The organism is Corallococcus caeni (assembly GCF_036245865.1).
Classification (GTDB): Bacteria; Myxococcota; Myxococcia; order Myxococcales; family Myxococcaceae; genus Corallococcus; species Corallococcus caeni.
This window is the reverse complement of record NZ_BTTW01000001.1, coordinates 920,997-935,469: the sequence shown is the minus strand read 5'-3', so window position 1 is coordinate 935,469 and position 14,473 is coordinate 920,997. Positions and strand designations below refer to the sequence as shown.

Sequence of the window (14,473 nt, the reverse complement as noted above, 5' to 3'; positions counted from 1 at the left end):
CCTCCCACCTCGGTCTTGAGCCCATGCGCCTCATCCTCAACCCAGGCCAGGTGGATGAACGGGTGGTGATGCTGCCGGAGGGCACCACCACCATCGGCCGCACCGAGGAGAACGGCATCCGCGTGCCGCACCCCAGCCTGTCGCGGCGCCACGCGCGGCTGGAGCGCGCGGGCGGGCGCGTGGTGCTGGTGGACCTGGACAGCAAGAACGGCAGCTTCGTGGGGCCGCACCGCGTCTCCCGCCAGGAGCTGGGCCACGGCCAGTCCTTCCGCTGCGGCGAGGTGTGGTTCCGGCTGGTGTCCCCGGACACGCCGCTGCCGGACGGCTGGGGCCCGCTGCGCACGCAGCCCCTGGAGACGCGCTTCTCCGGCGGGCCCATGGAGGCGCTGCTCGACACGCGCTCGCCGGACCGCACCCGCGACAAGCTCCAGGTGCTCCTCAAGGTGGGGCAGATTCTCTCATCCCCGGGCCCGGTGGACGGGCTGCTGGAGCGCGTGCTGCAGCTCGTGTTTCAAATCTGGGCGGTGGACCGGGCGCTGGTGCTGCTGGTGGACCGGGAGACCGGGGCGCTGGTGCCGCGCGTGGCCCGGGGCGCGCAAGGTGGGGCGCTGCCGGAGCGCTTCTTCAGCCAGCACATCGTGGACTACGTGCACTCGCGCGGCGTGGCGGCCCTCTTCACCGACGCGAAGGACGACGCGCGGCTCCAGGGCGCGGACTCCGTCTTCCGCCAGTCCATCCGCGCGTCGCTCTGCGTGCCCCTGCGCACGCGCGACACGGTGCTGGGCGTGCTGTACCTGGACAGCCTCACGCAGGGCGGCCTCTTCACCGACGAGGACCTGGAGTTCCTCACCGCCTTCGCCAACCAGGCCGCCATCGCCCTGGACCACGCGCACCTGGCGCGGCGGCTGGAGGAGGAGGCGGTGCTCAGGAACGCCTACCAGCGCTTCTTCCCGCCGGACGTCGTGCGCCAGCTCAAGGCCCTGCGGGGCGTGCCGCTGGAGGTGCGCGAGGCCAACGTCACCATCCTCTTCTCCGACATCACCGGCTTCACCGCCATGTCCTCGCGCCTCAAGCCCCGGCAGGTGGTGGACATGCTCAACGCGTACTTCCCGGTGATGGCGGACATCGTCTTCCGCCACGAGGGCACGCTGGAGAAGTACATCGGCGACGCGCTGATGGCCGTGTGGGGCGCCCCCTTCGCGCGGCTGGACGACGCGGACCGGGCCGTGCGCGCGGCCGTGGAGATGCAGCACGCCCTGGCCGCCCTCAACGCCCGCTGGCGGCAGGAGGGCGCGCCGGAGATTCAGGTCCACATCGGGCTCAACTCCGGCCCGGTGGCCGCGGGCAACATCGGCTCGGAGCGCTACCTCCAGTACGCCACCGTGGGAGACGCCACCAACGTGGCGGCCCGCGTGTGCGGCGTCGCGCGGCCGGGCGAAGTGCTGGTCACGGACGCCACGCGCGCCCTGCTGGACGCGGACGCCTTCGCGCTGGAGCCCCTGGCCCCGGTGATTGTGAAGGGCCGAGAGGAGCCCCTGGCCCTCTTCCGCGTGCGCGGCTGACGGCTACTCCGCGTCCTGTCCCAGCCGCTCCGGCTGGATGAGGACAATCTGCCCGCCCTCGAAGCTGAGCATCCCCTCGCGCACGTAGTAGCGCAGCCACTTGTTCACGCTCTCGCGCGTGACGCCGCACAGGTTGGCCAGCTCCGACTGCGTGAGCTTCGGGGTGATGGCCAGCCCTTCGGGGGACGGCTTGCCCTGCGTCTTCGCCAGCTCCAGCAGCACCCGCACCAGGCGGCTCCGCGCGTCCAGGAAGGCGGAGTCGTACACGAGCTGCGTCGTGCGCCGCACCAGCCGGCTCATGTTCGCCAGCAGCGCCAGGCTCACCTGCGGCCGCGTCTCCAGGTAGCGCCGGAAGTCCTCGCGCTGGAGCGTGAGCAGGTGCGCCTCCTCGCGCGCCATCGCGTCGGTGGAGCGCACCTCGCCATCCAGCAGCGACAGCTCCCCGAAGGCGTCCCCCCGGTCCAGCAGCGCCAGGGTGATTTCCCGCCCCTCGCTGGAGGACAGCCGGATGGCCACCTGTCCCCGCCGGATGATGAACAGCGCGGTGCCCACGTCCCCCCGGTGGAAGATGACCTCCCCCCGTGCGAAGCGCCGGGGCTGGAGGAGCGACGACATGTTCTCCAGGTCCTCCCGGCCGAGGCTCTCGAACATGGGGATTTCGGCCAGCAGCTGCGCGTAGGACATGAGGGGAGCGCCATTCTGCCCGGAATCCCTGGATACAGGTAGGGAAGCCTCCCATCCAGGTCCGGCGGACAAGTCCGGCAGGTGTGAACGCCTTCACACACAGCCTGTGGGCCGCTTCACAGATCGAAACAGGGGGTCCCGGTACTGTTCCTTCATCGCAGCACGGGAAGCAGGGGGGCCCGCGCAGCGCGACACGGTGAGTCGGGGAGTCGGGGGACTTTCTAGCTCACCGCGGCATGCGCGGGAAATGAGGGGGACGCAGGGGCTGGCACATAGAAGGGGGAAGCGCCGGGTTTCTGAGGGGGAACCCAGCGCGAATACGAGTGCCGGCTCCTGGTGGAGCCTCAAAAGCAATGGACCCGGGCCTGGAGGCCCGCCGCTCCGGGGGGAGTGGCGGCCTTCAAGTCCGGGTTGTTTTATTTGGCCAGGGCCACCGCGGGCGTGAGCGTCAGCGTGGCCTCGCGGTGCTGCTCCACGGCCTGGCGCGTGTGGAGCATGGGGTGGAACTCCACCTTGCGGTTGAGCTCCATCAGGTCATCGCGGTGCTTGTGGAACAGGTGCTCCGTCTGCCCCGGCGCGTGGATGGACACGGAGCGGGACAGGTCCGCCAGGTCGACAATCATCCGCAGCGCGGTGCCGTGGACGACCTTGAAGGGCCGGGCCCAGAGGAACGACGCCCCGTCCACGGAGTAGTTGTCCCCGCGGGCCGGCACCGTGCGGCTGTTGAAGACGCGCCGGATGGGGCCGGGGATGGCGGGCCCGCCCAGCGGCTGGTGCGCGTAGGTGAGCTGGTGCACCTGGCCCCAGGCCCACGCCTCCGGCTTCGGGCCGTACGTCTTCACCAGCCACGCGGTGGCCGTCGCCAGCGCCGCGCGGAGGATGTCGTCGCGCGTCTCCTTCTCCGGCGTCTTCGGGTCGTCCCACCAGTCGCTGTCCGGCTGGGACATCTGGCCGATGACGAAGGGCATGTGCAGGCTGCCGTGCCGCTCGTACTGGCCCATCAGGTACTCGGACACCAGCGCGGGCTCCAGCTTGTGCTGGAGCAGCTTGCGCAGCACCTCGATGTACCAGGCCTGGAACACGGTGGCGCCCACGGCCTCCGGCTCGAAGCGCAGGTCCCACGCCTTCAGCGCGTCCACCGCCTGGCGCTGGGTGTCGTCGGCGGGGAGCGCCGCCGCCAGGAAGTAGGGGCGCAGCGCCTCCGCGGGCAGCGAGTACGTCTCCGCCTGGATGTCCCGCATCGTCTGCACGCTGTGCTGCGTGCCCGCCTCCAGCAGGTCGGTGATGCGCTTGGCGCGGTAGCCGGGGAACCAGTTGTGCGCGATGAGGTGCGGGTAGTCGTCGGAGGTGATCTTGTTGTTCGCCGTGGCCGCGTAGCCCGCGGGCGGGTTGAAGGACGCGGGCAGCTCCTCGAAGGGGATGAAGCCCGTCCACTCGGATTCGCCCGTCCAGCCCGGCATGGGGAGGAGGCCCTGGTGCCCCTGGCGGATGGGAATCTTCCCCGTGGCCTGGTAGCCGATGTTGCCCGCCGTGTCCGCGTACACGAAGTTCTGGCCCGGTCCCTCCCATGCCTTCATCGCGCCGCGGAAGGACTCCCAGTCCCGCGCCAGGTTGAGCTTCAGCACGGCGTTGATGAGCGGCTGGCATTCCCGGTGCGCCCACTTGAGGGACATCGGCTCGCCGTCCTTCATCTCGTCCGCCATCACCTTGTTCATCAGCGGGCCGTGCCGGGTGCTCTTCACCTCCATGACCACGGGGGCGCCGCCCTTGACCTCGATCTCCTCGCGGCGCACGTGCAGGTCGTGCCAGGTGCCCTGGTAGAGGTACTGCTTGGGCGCCTTCGGGTCGTCCAGCTTCTCGATGTAGAAGTCCTGGGTGTCCGGCCCCAGGTTGGACATGCCCCAGGCCACCTTCCCGTTGTGGCCCACGATGAGCATGGGCACGCCGGGCAGGGAGAAGCCCACGTGCTGGAAGCGGCCGCCGTGCAGGCCGTTCTCGTACCAGGTGGACGGCATGCCCAGCGGGATGTGCACGTCGTTGGCGAGCAGCGGCTGGCCGCTCTTCGTGCGCTGGCCGTGCACCACCCAGTTGTTGCTGCCGGAGACGATGTTCGGGTCGCCCATCACCGCGTCCACGCTGTCCAGGCCGGACATCGTCTTCACGGACTTCAGGCCCGGCAGGCGCGCCTCCTTCGGGACGATGAGCGGCGTCTCCGGCGCGTTCTGCGGCAGGAGCGTGTTGGCCACCTCCTCGCCCACGGCGGCCACCAGCCGGGCGCGGAACAGCTCGATGCGGTGGTTGCCGCCCAGCATCATCGCCAGCAGGTTGCCGCGCGCGAGCGAGTCCACGGGCGTCCACGGCGCGGGCTCCGCGCCCATGACGGTGAACTCGTAGGGCAGCGGTTCCGCGGCGATGCGCGCGTTGATGCCCGCGCTGTAGGCCTCCAGGATGGCGCGCGCCTCCGGGTCCACCTGCTCCCAGGCGTGCTCGGCCAGGTGGCGCAGGCCCATGGTGCGCAGGAACTCGTCCGCGGACACCAGCATGGGGCCCAGCAGGCTCGCCAGCCGGCCGTCCACCAGCCGGCGGCCCATCTCCATCTGCCACATCCGGTCCTGCCCGTGCACGTAGCCCTGGGCGAAGAACAGGTCGTGCTCGTCGCTGGCGAAGATGTGCGGCACGCCCCACGTGTCGCGCAGCACCTCCACCTTGCCGTGCAGGCCGGGCAGCGTGAGGACCCCTTCCGCGCGCGGCCAGCGGCGGCGGGCAATCCACGGCCCCACGCCCGGGGCGGCCACGGCCATGGCGGACGGCAACATGCGCAGCATGCGCAGGACCTGGGAGAAGGCACTCATGACGCGGAGGCTCCAGCGGTGGGGGCGGTCGGCGGGGGGGCGGCGGCGGTGTCCGGGGTTGCGCCCCCGTCAGGCAGGGCGTCCGGCAGCTCGCGGTCCAGGTTGCGCAGGCGCGGGTTGGTCCACGCGAACGCGACGTTCGTGAGCGTCATCAGCCCCAGGACGATGAAGATGACGGCGATGCCGCGCCCCGGGCCCACGCCCAGGATGCGGCCCATGCTGCTGGCGAGCGCGCCGCCCGGGGCCATGGCCGGCTCGAAGAGGTCGTCCGCGAGCGGCCCCGCGATGAGGCTGGCGAACGGCGACATGCACAGGGTGACCATCCGCTTCACGGCCGCGGCGCGGCCCTGGAGGTCCGCCGGAATCTTGCGCTGCCAGATGGACTGGCTGCTCGCCACCATGGGCGGCATGGTGAACAGGTAGAGCGCGGCGGCGGTGGCCACCAGCGGCACGCTGGGCGACGGCGCGGCCATGAAGAGCACCAGGCCCGAGAGGATCTGGAACCCCAGGATGCCGTGCAGCTGGTTCTTGGGACCGCCCCACACGCCCATGCCGACGGCGCCCAGCAGCGCGCCCACGCCCGCCACCGACGCGATGATGCCCAGCGTGGAGATGTCCGTGAAGGCCAGCACCAGCGGGGTGATGAGCAGCACCACCAGGTCCATGCACAGCACGGCCACGACGGTGAAGCCCAGGAGCGCCACGAGCCCCTTGCGGCTGCTGATGAAGCTCCAGCCCTGCTTCATCTCCGCGAGGATGGACCCCTTGCCCTGCTGGCCCTCCGCGGAGACCGGGGGACGCGGGAAGCGGACCATCAGCAGGGTGACGATGGCGATGGTGAAGCTGCAGACGTCCACCGACAGCACGCCCACCAGGCCCACGCTGTCGATGAGCCCTCCGGCGATGATGGGGGAGAGGATCTGACTGGCGCCGCTGGCCACCTCCGCCATGGCGTTGGCGCGGCCCAGGTGCTGCTTGGGCACCAGCAGCGTCACCGTGGCGAAGAAGGCCGGCCAGCGGAAGGCGCCGAAGCACGCGCCGAAGGACACGGGCAGGTAGAAGTGCCAGGCCTGGAGCTTGAAGAGGCCCCTGCTGTCCGCCAGCACCATCGCGAAGATGATGAGCGTGCTCAGGCCGTTGCCCATGTCCGCCAGCAGCATGGCGCGGCGGCGGTCCCACCGGTCGATGAGCGTCCCGGCCAGCGGGGCCAGGACGACCATGGGCGCGAACGCGAAGAAGGACAGGAGCGCGAACTGCGTGGTGGAGCGCGTGTCCAGGAAGACCTTCGCGCCCACGCCGAAGGCCGTGAGGCCCGAGCCCAGGATCGAGATGAGCTGACCGAACCAGGTGATCCAGAAGACCCGCATGGGCTGGGTGACGGTCAGGCGTTGCGCGAGGCTCATTCCACGTCTCTTTCTCCTGGGGGGCAGGAGGGTCAAGGGCCCGCGCACGGTACTACGGGAGTGCGCGCGGGCCCGGCGTTCCTAGGCGATTTCAGCCCTGCTCCAGCTCCGCGAGCATGGCTTCCAGGGCTTCCGGGTCGAGCTGGCTGGCGCTCGCCTCCACGATGGCCACCGTCATCACCTCCACGGTGGGGGACTCGAAGAGGGCGCGCATGGACAGCTCGACCTGGAAGGCCTCGCGGATTCGCGACAGGAGCTGCACGCCCAGCAGCGAGTGGCCGCCCAGTTCGAAGAAGTTGTCGGTGATGCCCACCGACTCCACGCCCAGCAGGTCCTGCCAGAGCGCGGCGACCTTCTCCTCGGTCTCGTCGCGCGGGGCGACGAAGGCGTTGGCGAGCGGGGGACGCGGGTGCCTGCCGCTGGCGCTTCCTCCCGCGCGCGCGGTGGAGGTGCCGTCACGCGCCACCTGGAGCCGCGCCTCCAGCGAGCCTCGGGACGCGAGGAACCGTCCGCCGGCGGGCTGATTGAGCAGCGCGCGCAGGAGGCGGAAGCCCTCGGTGGGGGAGATGACGGCGTCGGGGCGGAAGCCCTCGCCCACGCCCCACACGTCCCAGTCCACGGTGTACCAGCGGGTGCCCCCCAGCCGGGCCTGCCGGGCCGCGAGCGCGTCCATGCCGGCGTGCGCCGCCGCCACCGCGCTGACCGCCATGCCGCCCAGCACCACGGTGAGGGAGGACTGCACCACGACGAAGTCCGGACGCCGTGACGCCAGGGCCTCCGCCAGCTGCGTGAGGCCTCCGAAGCGGCCGGCCAGCAGCGGGGCCGTGGCCTCCGGCGTGGACTCGTCCACGGAGATGCGGGTGGCCATGCCGCCGTCGCCCGCCGCGTAGAAGACGCCGTCGACGCGGCCGTACTTCGCCTCCGCCACCTGGAGCGCCTTGTCGAGCTGACCGGGCACGCCCGCGTCCGCGCGCAGCGCCAGCACCTGCGCGCCCGCCTGCTCCAGCGCGCGCATGCGCTCGATGGCCTTGGACGTCGCGTCCTGGGCGTCGTGGCCCGCGCGCCACGCGTCCCACTCGCCGGGGGCGGGGAGCGTGCGGCGCGACAGCAGCACGAGCTTCGGCTTCACCGCCTGCGTGAGCTGCTCCGCGAGCGCGAGCCCCACGCGGCCCAGGCCGCCGACGATGACGTAGACCCCGCCGTCCTTGAGCCCCGCCGCCTGCGCGGTGCTGGCGTCCGTCGAGGGTGCCGCGTCGGGAAGGTCGATGGACTCGAACGCCTCCACGTGGCGGTACGGGCCGCGCAGCGCGACCACCGCTTCCTTGCCGGTGGCCAGCTCCGTCACCAGCCGCTCCAGCCACGGGCCGGACGCGGACTCGTCCGGCGCGGGCCAGGTGACGTCGACGGCGCGCACGGTGAGGCCGGGGTACTCCTGGGGCAGCACGCGGCTTGTGCCCACGGCGGCCGCCTGCCAGGGCAGCAGCGGCTCCTCGCCCGTGACGTCCTGGGCGCCGGTGGTCACCACGTCCAGCGTCACGGGCGTCTTCGCCGCGCCCGGGCCCACCGCCTTCGCCAGCGCGAGCAGCCCGTGGAACGACGTCGTGAGCCCCGCCTCCAGGTCGCGCGGCTCCTTCACCAGCGGCCACAGGTACGCGACGTGCGCGGGCGTCCAGTCCTCCCCGCGCAGCCGCTCCAGGTGCTCGCTCACCGCGCCGGGCGAGGCCACGTCCACGGCGAAGCGCTTCGTCACCGGATCCGACGCGCCCTGGCCCGCGACGAGCGACACCACGTCCGCGCCCGCCTGCCGCAGCCGCTCCGCCACGCGCGAGGCCACCGGCGTCTCCGCCTCCAGCACCAGCCAGCGCTGCCCGGAAAGCGACGGGACCCGTGGCGAGGCGCGCGTGCGCGGCCACACCGGGACGGTCAGCTCCACGCCCTGATTCGGAGCAGTCCGTGCGGCGGTGGCGGCGCGAGGCAGCGCGGGCGGCGGGCCCTTGAGCAGGTCGTAGCGCTCGCGCTGGAAGGGGTAGGCGGGCAGGGGGATGCGGCGGCGCGCCTCACCCTTGTAGACGCGGCCGGCGGTCGTCTTCGCGCCCGCGAGCCACAGCTTCGCGAACGCGTCCGTGGCGTGCGTGAGCGCGTCCTGCTGGGCGTCGCGCGGCGCGGGCAGCGTCGTGAGGATGGCCGGGAACGTGCCCTCCTTCGCGTTGCGGCGCACCAGCGTGGCCAGCGCGTTGCCGGGACCGACCTCCAGGAAGACGTGCTCGGGGTCGTTCAACAGCAGCGTCGCCGAGTCCTGGAAGCGCACGGCGTCGCGCAGGTGGCGGGCCCAGTACGCCGGGCTCACCGCGTCCTCGGGCGTCACGTGGGCGCCGGTGACGTTGGACAGGTAGAGGTCCTTCGGCTCCTTGCGCGCGACCTTCGCCACCGCCTGGCGGAACTCCTCGACGATGGGGTCCATCATCGTGGAGTGGAACGCGTGCGACGTGTGCAGCCGCGACACCTCCACCTTCTGGGCCTCCAGCTTCGCCTGGAGCCCGTCCACCGCGTCGGTGGGGCCCGCCACGACGGTGAAGCCCGGCGCGTTGACGGCGGCCACGGAGAGGCGCGCGTCCATCAGCGGCGCCAGCGCCTCCGGCGTCAGCCGCACGGACAGCATGGCGCCCGCGGGCAGGGACTGCATCAACCGGCCGCGCGTGGCCACCAGCGCCAGCGCGTCGTCCACCGAGAACACGCCCGACAGGCACGCGGCCACGTACTCACCGATGCTGTGGCCCACCATCGCCTGCGGCGTCACGCCCCACGACGCCCACAGCTTCGCCAGCGCGTACTCGATGACGAACAGCGCGGGCTGCGTGAGGGACGTCTGCTTGAGCTGCTCGGTGGCCTTCTCGCGCCCGTCCGCGGGCGGATAGAGCACCGTGCGCAGGTCCAGCCCCAGGTGGGCCTTCAGCTTCTCCGAGCACGCGTCCACCTCCGCGCGGAAGGTGGGCTCCTGCTCGTAGAGGCCCCGGCCCATGTCCACGTACTGCGAACCCTGGCCGGAGAAGAGGAACACCACCGGCCGGCGCGTGTTGAGGCCGGAGCCGCCCAGCAGTCGACGCGCGTCCCGCAGCGCCGCCTTCGCGTCCGCGACGTCCTTCACCACCACCGCGCGGCGGTGCTCGTGGATGTGGCGGCCCACCTGGAGCGTGTAGGCCACGTCCGCCAGGGACACGTTCGGGTGCGCGTCCAGGTGCGCGGCCAGTTGCTCCGTCGCCGCGTCCAGCGCCGCGGGCGTGCGGGCGGACAGGGGCAGCACGTGCCACGCGCGGCGCGACGGCGCGGGGGCGGCGGCCTTGGGCGCCTCCTCCAGGATGACGTGCGTGTTGGTGCCGCCGATGCCGAAGGCGCTCACGCCCGCGCGGCGCGGCCCGTTCGCGGAGGTCCACGGCCGGGGCTGCGAGGGCACGAAGAAGGGGCCCGCGTCGAAGTCGATGACGGGGTTGGGCTGCTGGAAGTGGGGGCTCGCGGGAATCTCGCCGTGCTCCATGGCGAGCACCGTCTTCACCACGCCCGCGATGCCGGCCGCCGCGTCCAGGTGGCCGATGGCCGCCTTGAGCGAGCCCAGCGCCACGCGCTTCTGGCCCGTCTCCTTGCCGCCGAAGGCCTGGTTGAGCGCGGCCACCTCTATCGGGTCGCCCAGCGGGGTGCCCGTCGCGTGGGCCTCCACGTACTGGATGTCGTCCGGCGTGACGCCGGAGATGGCGAGCGCCTCCGCGATGACCGCGGCCTGGCCCTCCACGCTGGGCGCGGTGAAGCCCACCTTGCCCGCGCCGTCGTTGTTCACCGCCGTGCCCAGGAGCACGCCGTGGATGGTGTCGCCGTCCTTCAGCGCGTCCGACAGCCGCTTGAGCACCACCACCGCCGCGCCCGCGCCGCGCACGGTGCCGTTGGCCTTCGCGTCGAACGCGCGGCAGTAGCCGTCCGGCGAGAAGATCATCCCCTCCTGGTAGAGGTAGCCCGCCGTCTGCGGGAAGGACACGGAGGAGCCGCCCGCGAGCGCCATGTCGCTCTCGCCAGACAGCAGGCTCTGGCACGCCAGGTGGAGCGCCACCAGCGAGCTGGAGCACGCCGTCTGCACCGTCGCCGCGGGGCCGCGCAGGCCCAGCCGGTGGGACACGCGTGTCGCCACGTAGTCCTTGTCGTTGGCCAGCATCACGCCGAACGAACCGGCCGCGTCCATCAGGTCCGGCTGCCGCATCAGCGCGCGCAGCAGGTACGAGCTCAAGCTCACGCTCGCGTAGACGGCCACCGCGCCCTTGAAGCGGAGCGGGTCATAGCCGGCGTTGTCCAGCGACTCCCACGCGCACTCCATGAAGATGCGCTGCTGGGGGTCCATCAGCTCCGCCTCGCGCGGGCTGTAGCCGAAGAGGCCCGCGTCGAACTCCGTCGCGCCCTCCAGCACGTAGCTGGAGCGCACCCACTGCGGATGGGCGCGCAGGGCCTGCGGAACGCCCGCGTCGTCCAGCTCCGCGTCCGTGGGCACGCGGCGCGCGTCGCCGCCGCGCCGGAGCATCTCCCAGAAGCCCTCCAGCGTCTTCGCACCCGGGAAGCGGCCCGCCAGGCCGACGATCGCGATGCGCTCCTCGCCACCACCCACTGCGTCACTCATCCGCGTCTCCATCCGTTTCCACCCGACCGCGCGAGGCTCCCGCGCGGCGGTTGACCGTGCGTCGCGCCTCGGCACGGGAGCGGCCCGCCTGCGCCGCGTCCTCCGAGGGCGTGTCCTCCCGGCGCGACAGCCGCGCCGCCAGTGCCCGCACGGTGGGGTACTGGAAGAGGTCCGTCAGCGCCAGCGTCACGCCCAGCTCCGCCGTCAGTCGGCGGTGGAGCTGGAGGGCGAGCAGCGAATTGCCACCCAGCTCGAAGAAGGGGTCGTCCAGGCCCACCCGCTCCACGTGGAGCAGGTCCTTCCACGCCTGGGCGATCTGCTGCTCGATGGCCGTCCCTGGCGCCGCGAAGGGGCGCGCGGGGTCCGTCCCACCGGCTTCCGGCGCGGGCAGCGCCTTGCGGTCCGCCTTGCCGTTGGGGCTGAGCGGCATGCGCTCCAGCACCACGACGTTGGACGGGACCATGTACTCGGGCAGCCGCTCCAGCAGGAAGGTGCGCAGCGCCGCGGCCTCCGGCTTCGCGTCCTTGCCGGTGACGTAGGCCACCAGCCGCTTCTGGCCCGGCCGGTCCTCGCGCGCGAGCACCACCGCCTGGCGCACCGTGGGGTGCTTCTCCAGCGACGACTCAATCTCGCCCAGCTCGATGCGCAGGCCGCGGATCTTCACCTGGAAGTCCGCGCGGCCCAGGTACTCGATTTCGCCGTCCGGCAGCCACCGCGCCACGTCGCCCGTGCGGTACATGCGCGCGCCCGGCACCGTCGCGTAGGGGTCGGGGATGAAGCGCTCCGCCGTGAGCGAGGGCCGCGCGAGGTAGCCGCGCCCCACCTGCACGCCGCCGATGTACAGCTCGCCCGCCGCGCCCTGCGGCACCGGCTGGAGCTCCGCGTCCAGGATGCGGATCTGCGTGTTGTCCACCGGCCGGCCAATGGGCACGGAGCGGCGGCCGTCGTTCGCCTTGCACGCGTGGAACGTCACGTCCACCGCGGCCTCGGTGGGGCCGTAGAGGTTGTGCAGCCCCGCACCGGGCAGCGTGCGCAGGCACAGCTCCTTCAGCTCCAGGGGCAGCGCTTCGCCGCTGCACACCACGCGCTTCAGCGACGTGCACTCCGCCACGCCCGGCTCGTCCAGGAAGGCCTGGAGCATGGAGGGCACGAAGTGCAGCGTGGTGACGGACGCGGAGGCAATCAGCGCCTTGAGGTAGCCCGGGTCCTGGTGCCCGCCGGGCTTCGCGACCACCAGCTTCGCGCCCGTCATCAGCGGCCAGAAGAACTCCCAGACGGACACGTCGAAGCTGAACGGCGTCTTCTGGAGCACCACGTCGTCCGGCGTGAGCCGGTAGGCGGACTGCATCCACAGCAGGCGGTTCACCACCGGGCCGTGGGCGTTCATCGCGCCCTTGGGGCGGCCGGTGCTGCCGGAGGTGAAGATGATGTACGCCAGCGAGTCCGGCGTCGCGGTGGGCGTGGGTGCGGTGGTGGGCTCGCGGGCAATCTCCTCCCAGCCCGTGTCCAGCTTCACCACCTTCGCGTCCGACGCCGGCAGCCGCGACAGCAGCCGCTCCTGCACCAGCAGCACCGGCGGACGCGCGTCCTCCAGCATCCAGCCCAGGCGCTCCTGCGGGTAGCCCGGGTCCAGCGGCACGTACGCGCCGCCCGCCTTCAGCGTGCCCAGCAGGCCCACCACCATCTCCAGCGACCGCTCCACGCACAGGCCCACGCGGACTTCCGGCCCCACGCCATGTTTGCGCAGCGCGTGCGCGAGCTGGTTCGCGCGGGCGTCCAGCTCCCGGTAGGTGAGGCGGCTGCCCTCGAACTCCAGGGCGACGGCGTCCGGCGTGCGCTCCACCTGCGCGGCGATGAGCGACGTGAGCGTCGCTTCCTTCGGGTGCGTGACGGCGGTGTCGTTCCAGTCCTTCATCACGCGCTGCTGCTCGGCGGAAGGAAGCAGCGGCAGGCGGGAGATGGGCAGGTCCGGCTGCGCGACGATGCCTTCCAGTAGCGTCAGGTAGTGGCCCAGCAGGCGCTCCGCCGTGGAGCGCTCGAAGAGGTCGGTGCTGTACTCGGCGGTGACGCGCAGGCCCTGCGGCAGGTCCACCAGCAGGAGGGACAGGTCGTACTTCGTCGTGCCGGTGTCCACCGGCTTCGCCTCCATCAGCAGGCCCGGGGCCTCCAGGGCCGGCATGGGCGCGTTCTGCAGGACGAACATCACCTGGAAGATGGGCGAGTGGCTGAGGTGCCGCTCCGGCTTGAGCGCGTCCACCAGCCGCTCGAAGGGGATGTCCTGGTGCGCGTACGCGTCCAGCGTGGACTCGTGCACGCGGCGCAGCAGCTCCTTGAACGTGGGCTTGCCGGACAGGTCCGAGCGCAGCGCCAGCATGTTCACGAACAGGCCGATGAGCCCTTCCACCTCCGCGCGCGGACGGCCCGCGATGGGCGTGCCCACCACGATGTCGTCCTGCCCGGTGTAGCGCGACAGCAGCACGTTGAACGCGGACAGCAGCGTCACGAACAGCGTGCGTCCCTCGCGCTGCCCCAGCGCCTTGAGGGCCTGGGTGAGGGCGGGGGACAGGTGCATCACCTGCCGTTCACCCTTGGAGCTCATCAGCGCCGGACGCGGCTTGTCCTGGGGCAGCTCCAGCAGCGCGTGCGGGTTGAGGCGGTTCTTCCAGTAGGTGAGCTGGCGCTCCAGCTCCGCGCCCTGGAGCCAGTCCTTCTGCCACACCGCCCAGTCCGCGTACTGCAAGGGCAGCGGCTTGAGCGGCGAGGGCTGCCCCTCCAGGCACGCGCGGTACAGCATGGCCAGCTCGTGCACGAGCACGCCCATGGACCAGCCGTCGGAGACGATGTGGTGCTGATCCACCAGCAGCACCTGCTCGCCGTTGCCCAGGAGCATCAGCACCGCGCGCAACAGCGGCCCCTGCTCCAGGCTGAAGGGCTGCTGCGCGAGCGCCACCACGCGCCGCTGCGCCTCCGCGTCGCGCTCGGACACCGGCAGGCCCTGGAGGTCCATCACCTCCAGCGGCACCTCGCCCGTGGAGGCGATGACCTGCACGGCGCCGCCCTCGCGCTCCTGGAAGGTGGTGCGCAGCGTGTCGTGCCGCTCCACCAGCAGGGACAGGGCGCGGCCGAGCGCGTCCGTGTCCACGGTGCCCGTCAGGCGCACCGCGGTGGGCATGTGGAACGCCGCGCTGCCGGGGCTCCACTTGTCCAGGAACCACATCCGCTCCTGCGCGAAGGACAGGGGCGCCTGCTTCGCGGCGGGGCGCGACTTGTCCTTCAGGAGCTGCGCCAGCCGTGCTCGCTTCTCTTCGGGCGTCATGT

Annotated in this window: 6 protein-coding genes; 1 reads left to right on the top strand and 5 read right to left on the bottom strand. The window is 72.0% G+C overall.

The features are described 5' to 3' along the window. The first annotated feature begins 23 nt into the window (after nt 1–23). The gene (locus AABA78_RS03755; RefSeq protein WP_338261655.1) at nt 24–1,562 is read left to right on the top strand and encodes an adenylate/guanylate cyclase domain-containing protein; all 1,539 of its coding nucleotides are present in this window, start codon (nt 24–26) and stop codon (nt 1,560–1,562) included. Between the two features lie 3 nt (nt 1,563–1,565). Here the strand turns inward: AABA78_RS03755 and AABA78_RS03750 are convergent, their stop codons facing one another. From AABA78_RS03750 to AABA78_RS03730, 5 genes are all read right to left on the bottom strand, one after another. After that, nucleotides 1,566–2,246 carry a Crp/Fnr family transcriptional regulator gene (locus AABA78_RS03750; protein ID WP_120525184.1) on the bottom strand — a complete coding sequence of 227 codons (681 nt, stop codon included), beginning with the start codon at nt 2,244–2,246 and terminating at the stop codon, nt 1,566–1,568. A 416-nt stretch (nt 2,247–2,662) separates the two neighbouring features. Continuing rightward, complete coding sequence (locus AABA78_RS03745) at nt 2,663–5,098, bottom strand: penicillin acylase family protein (RefSeq protein ID WP_338261654.1); 2,436 nt, start codon at nt 5,096–5,098, stop codon at nt 2,663–2,665. After that, nucleotides 5,095–6,501 carry an MFS transporter gene (locus tag AABA78_RS03740; protein ID WP_338261653.1) on the bottom strand — a complete coding sequence of 469 codons (1,407 nt, stop codon included), beginning with the start codon at nt 6,499–6,501 and terminating at the stop codon, nt 5,095–5,097. Before AABA78_RS03740 ends, AABA78_RS03745 begins: the two co-directional genes overlap by 4 nt. A 91-nt stretch (nt 6,502–6,592) precedes the next feature. Beyond that, entirely contained in the window at nt 6,593–11,155 is a 4,563-nt protein-coding gene (locus AABA78_RS03735) for a type I polyketide synthase (RefSeq protein WP_338261652.1), read from the bottom strand. Continuing rightward, nucleotides 11,148–14,471: a non-ribosomal peptide synthetase gene (locus tag AABA78_RS03730; RefSeq protein ID WP_338261651.1), complete on the bottom strand. Its 3,324-nt coding sequence runs from the start codon at nt 14,469–14,471 to the stop codon at nt 11,148–11,150. Before AABA78_RS03730 ends, AABA78_RS03735 begins: the two co-directional genes overlap by 8 nt. Nucleotides 14,472–14,473 lie beyond the last annotated feature (2 nt).